A 5,042-nucleotide genomic window follows, 5' to 3' on the forward strand; every position below is an offset into this window, starting at 1 on the left:
GCCGCGGCCTGCTGGCGCCGGGCGTGGCGCGCGATCTCAGCCGCGATGGTGTCGGCCCGCGGCCGCCGCCGCGTCAGTCCGAGAAGCATGCCCATGCCGAGAGCGAGCGCGAACATCGAGGAGCCGCCATAGGAGATGAAGGGCAGCGTCATGCCCTTGGCGGGCATCATGTGCAAGTTGACCGCCATGTTGATCGCCGACTGCAACCCGAACAGCATCGAGAGCCCGGCGATGGCGAGCCGGACGAAGCCGTCCTGCTCGCGGCGGGCGTGCATCAACCCGCGCATCACGATGAAGGCGTAGACCGCCACGATGGCGATGCAGAAGATCAGGCCGAACTCCTCCGCCGTCACGGCGAAGATGAAGTCGGTGTGGCCGTCCGGGATAATCCGCTTGACGGTGCCCTCGCCCGGCCCCTTGCCGAACCAGCCCGCCGAGGTGAAGGCCTCCGTGGCCTTCTGGATCTGGAAGTTGTCGCCGGTCTCGGGATCAAGGAAGCGGTCGATGCGGCGCGCCACGTGCGGCAGCAGTTCATAGGCCGCCCCCAGCCCGAGCGCGCCCGCGCCGCCGAGCCCGACGACCCAGATCCAGGGCAGGCCGGCGAGGAAGAACAGCGCGCCCCACACCACGGTGGTGAGCACGGTCTGGCCGAGATCCGGCTGCAGCACCAGCAGGCTGAGCACGCAGCCGAGCAGCGCGGCGGACAGGAGATGGCCCGGGACGTCGCGGCGCTGCGAGCCTTCAGCGAACAGCCAGGCGGCCAGCACCATGAAGGCCGGCTTCACGAACTCCGACGGCTGCACGACGATCCCGGCGAAGCTGACCCACCGCCGGGCGCCCTTGATCTCGGTGCCGATGAACAGCGTCGCGGTGAGCAGGACGATCCCGCCTGCGAAGGTGATCCAGGCGAGCCGCCGGATCTGCCGCGGGCTCAGGAACGAGACGCCGACCATGAGGACGATCGCCGGCGGCAGGAACAGCGCCTGGCGATTGACGAAATGGAACATGTCGACGCCGATCCGCTCGGCCACGGGCGGAGACGCCGCGAGCGACAGCACGACGCCGAGCACCATCAGCGCGCCCACTGCGAACAGCAGGCCGCGGTCGATCGTCCACCACCACTCGCCAAAGACCGTGCGTTCAGCGCGGGAGATCATCGGCCGTCACTCCGGGAGCATCGCCCGACCGCCGTCCGGGCGGCCGCTCCGCGAGCATGCATTCGTTAGCGTTAATGAAATCCGACCGGGGCCTTAGCCGGCGAGCGCCTGAACGGCCCTGCGGAAGGCCTCCCCGCGTTCCTCGAAATTGCGGAACTGGTCGAACGACGCGCAAGCCGGGGAGAACAGCACGACCGGCTCGGCGTTCGCGGAGCGCTCCGCGTCGGAGGTCGCCTCGGCCACCGCACGCTCGATCGTCTCCGAGATCACATGCGGCACGTCATGCGCGCCGAGGGTGCGGCCGAACGCTTCCGCGGCCTCGCCGACCAGATAGGCGCGCTCGACCCTGGGGAAGAAGGAGACCAGCGCGTCGATGCCGCCCGTCTTGGGCTTGCCGCCGAGGATCCAGAACACGCGCGGGAACGAGGCCAGCGCCTTGGCGGCGCTGTCGGCGTTGGTGGCCTTGGAATCGTTGATGAACACCACCCGCCCCGGCCCGGGGATCTCCTCCATCCGGTGCGCGAGCCCGGGGAACGTCAGCAGCCCGGCCCGGGCGGTCTCGTCCGGCATTCCGAGCGCGCGCACGGCGGCCAGCGCTGCGCTTGCGTTCTGGACGTTGTGTGCGCCGCGCAGGGCGCGCGCGCCGGCGAAATCCAGACGGTCGTTTTCCGAGATGGGAACGACGTTTACGCCGTTGCTCTCAAGCGAGCTCGACATCGCCCGCGAGAGTTCGTCGTCCTGGCCGATGGCGGCCGTGCCGGCGCCGGCGACCAGCCGCTGCTTGATCGCGGCGTAATTCTCCATCGTGCCGTGCCGCTCGAGGTGATCCTCGGAGAGGTTGAGCATCACGCCCACGGTGGGATCGAGGCTCGGCGCGAGGTCGATCTGGTAGGACGAGCACTCGATGACATGCGTCCGCCCGGGCGCCGGCGGCTCGAGGGCGAGGATCGCGACGCCGATATTGCCGCCCATCTGGACGTCCCAGCCGGCCGCGCGCAGCAGATGGGCGGTGAGCGCCGTGGTGGTCGATTTGCCGTTGGTGCCCGTGATGGCGACGAACGGCGCGCCCGGCGCGATCGCCCGGCGCTCGCGGCAGAAGATCTCGATGTCGCCGATGATCTCGACGCCGGCGGCGTTGGCGCGCTCGACCGTCCAGTGCGGCTTCGGATGGGTGAGCGGGACCCCGGGCGCCAGCACCAGCGAGTCGAACCCCGCAAAGTCCGCCTCCCGGAGATCGCCGGTCGGAAGGCCCTCCGCCCTCGCCTTCTCCACGCTGGCGGCGGAGTCGTCGAACGCCGTCACCTCCGCGCCGCCGGCCACCAGGCTGCGCACCGTCGCGAGGCCGGACCCGCCGAGGCCGAAGACCGCGACGCGCTTTCCCTTGAACGCTGTCGCAGGCGTCACGAGGAGCGGCGCCGTGCGCGATTGATCCAGAGGAAAGGGGCGGAGGCGTCGAGCATGAGGCGCGGATCGAGATGCGCCGCCTCACGCGGCTCGTCCTGCCGAGTGGCCCCGAAATCGATCAACCCCATCCCCTTGTGTTGCGGCGCCATCCGCAAGACCGCGTCGCGCAGCGCGCGAAATCCCTGGCGCCGCCTGATCTGTACGCTCATCCCCTCACCTCAGCTTGAGCGTCGCGAGCCCGATCAGGGCGAGCACGACGGCGATGATCCAAAAACGCACGACCACTTGCGACTCGGACCAGCCGAGATGCTCGAAATGATGGTGGATGGGCGCCATGCGGAACACGCGGCGGCCGGTCAGCTTGAAGGACGCGACCTGGACGATCACCGAGATCGCCTCCAGCACGAACAGGCCGCCGATGATCGCGAGCACGATCTCATGCTTGGTCGCCACCGCGACCGCGCCAAGCATGCCGCCGAGCGCGAGCGAGCCGGTGTCGCCCATGAAGATCTGGGCCGGCGGGGCGTTGAACCAGAGGAAGCCGAGGCCCGCGCCGAGCATGGCGCCGCACAGCACCGCCAGTTCGCCGGTGCCTTGCGTGAAGTGGATCTGGAGGTAGTCCGCGAACACCGCGTTGCCGGCCAGATAGGCGATGAAGCCGAAGCTCGCGGCGGCGATCATCACCGGCACGATGGCGAGCCCGTCGAGGCCATCGGTCAGGTTCACGGCGTTGCCGGAGCCGACGACGACGAGCGCCCCGAAAGCCAGGAACAGCCAGCCGAGATCGAGCAGGAAGTTCTTCAGGAACGGGAACGCGAGCGAGGTCGAGAAGCCGAGGTCGAGGAACGGCAGGTTCGGGGAATTGAACGAAGCCGGCTGGCCCGCGACGGCGATCAGATAGACGGCGATCACCGCGATCGCGACCTCGAGCGCGAGCCGCATCTTGCCCGAATAACCGGCGTGGCTCTGCTTCGTGACCTTGAGGTAGTCGTCGTAGAAGCCGATCGCGCCGAAGCCGATGGTCACGAACAGCACGATCCAGACATAGGGGTTGGTGAGATTGCCCCACAGCAGGGTCGTGACGATCAGGCTCGACAGGATCATCAGCCCGCCCATGGTGGGCGTGCCCCGCTTCAGCAGGTGCGACTGAGGGCCGTCGGCGCGGATCGGCTGGCCCTTGCCCTGCTTGAGGCGCAGCTGGTCGATGATCCAGGGGCCGAACAGAAAGACGAACAGAGCTGCCGTCATCACCGCGCCGCCGGTGCGGAACGTGATGTAGCGGAAGATGTTGAACCCCGGAACGACGCCCGAGAGGTCGGCTAGAAAGGTCAGCATCGGTTCACTCGGCCGAGGTGGTTTCGTCGGCCGAGAGCGGCGCGAAGCGGGCGCAGAGCGAGGAGACCAGCGGGCCCATGCGGGAGCTGTTCGACCCCTTGATCATGACGGCGTCGCCGCCGCGCACGCTCTGCAGGAGGATGGGTTCGAGCTCGGCCGCCGTCGGCGCCCAGGCACCCCGCCGCTGGGCGGGCAACGCGTCATGGAGCGCCCGCATCAGCGGACCGGCGGTGTAGACGAGATCGATCTTCGAGGCGGTGACCGCCTCGGCGACGGCCGCGTGCAGCTCCTGCTCGGAGGCGCCGAGCTCGAGCATGTCGCCGAGCGCCGCGATGCGACGTCCCGAAGCCGCGACGGGCGTGTGGCCCAGCAGCGCGAGCGCCGCACGCATCGAGGCGGGGTTGGCGTTGTAGCTCTCGTCGATGACGATCAGCGACCCGGTGGGGGTCTCCAGTTCGTGCCGGCGGCCGCGCCCGGCGGGCGGCGCGAACCTGGCGAGGGCGAGCCCCGCAAGGGCGAGATCGGCGCCGAGCAGCTTCGCGGCCAGCAGCACGCCGAGCGCGTTCTGGACCAGATGCCGGCCCGGCGCGCCTATCTTGAAGGTGAGCGGCTCGCCGAGGATCGTGGCGGCCACGCAGGAGCTGGTATCCTTGAGCGCCACCCGGTCGAGCCGCGCATCCGAGGTGACGTGCTCGCCGAAGCTCATCACCTCGGCGCCGCAGGCCCGCGCCGCGGCGCAAAGCCGCTCATAATGCGGGCTGTCGCGGTTGATGACGGCGTGGCCGCCCGGGACGAGCCCCTCGAAGATCTCGGCCTTGGCGTCGGCGATCGCCTCGACGTTCGGGAAGGCGGCGAGATGGACGGGCTCGACGTTCATCACCATCGCGACTTGCGGGCGCACCATCCGGGTGAGCGGCCTGATCTCGTCGGGGTGGTTCATGCCGATCTCGAACACGCCGTAGGCGGCGGATTTCGGCAGGCGCGAGAGGGTGAGCGGCACGCCCCAGTGATTGTTGTGGGAGGCGGCGGACGCGTGCGTCGGGCCGTCCTCGCCGAGGGCGACGCGCAGCGCCTCCTTGGTGCTGGTCTTGCCGACCGAGCCGGTCACAGCCACGATCCGGGCCTCCGAGCGCGCGCGGGCCGCAG

General features: G+C 69.6%; 4 protein-coding genes. All 4 read right to left on the bottom strand.

The window, feature by feature from the left end:
• Window positions 1–1,157: putative lipid II flippase FtsW (gene ftsW / locus ACIKT0_RS12725; protein ID WP_407105697.1), on the bottom strand; the 1,157-nt coding region annotated here is incomplete at its 3' end.
• Between the two features lie 93 nt (window positions 1,158–1,250).
• Window positions 1,251–2,561, bottom strand: a complete 1,311-nt coding sequence (murD, locus tag ACIKT0_RS12730; RefSeq protein ID WP_407105699.1) for a UDP-N-acetylmuramoyl-L-alanine--D-glutamate ligase — start codon at window positions 2,559–2,561, stop codon at window positions 1,251–1,253.
• Window positions 2,562–2,774: 213 nt separating this feature from the next.
• Entirely contained in the window at window positions 2,775–3,896 is a 1,122-nt protein-coding gene (mraY, locus tag ACIKT0_RS12735) for a phospho-N-acetylmuramoyl-pentapeptide-transferase (RefSeq protein ID WP_407105700.1), read from the bottom strand.
• Between the two features lie 4 nt (window positions 3,897–3,900).
• Window positions 3,901–5,042, bottom strand: a 1,142-nt coding sequence (locus tag ACIKT0_RS12740; RefSeq protein ID WP_407105701.1) for a UDP-N-acetylmuramoylalanyl-D-glutamyl-2,6-diaminopimelate--D-alanyl-D-alanine ligase, incomplete at its 5' end; no start/stop codon positions are given.

Origin of the sequence: Hansschlegelia beijingensis (assembly GCF_045505405.1) — a bacterium.
GTDB classification, from domain to species: domain Bacteria; phylum Pseudomonadota; class Alphaproteobacteria; order Rhizobiales; family Methylopilaceae; genus Methylopila; species Methylopila beijingensis_A.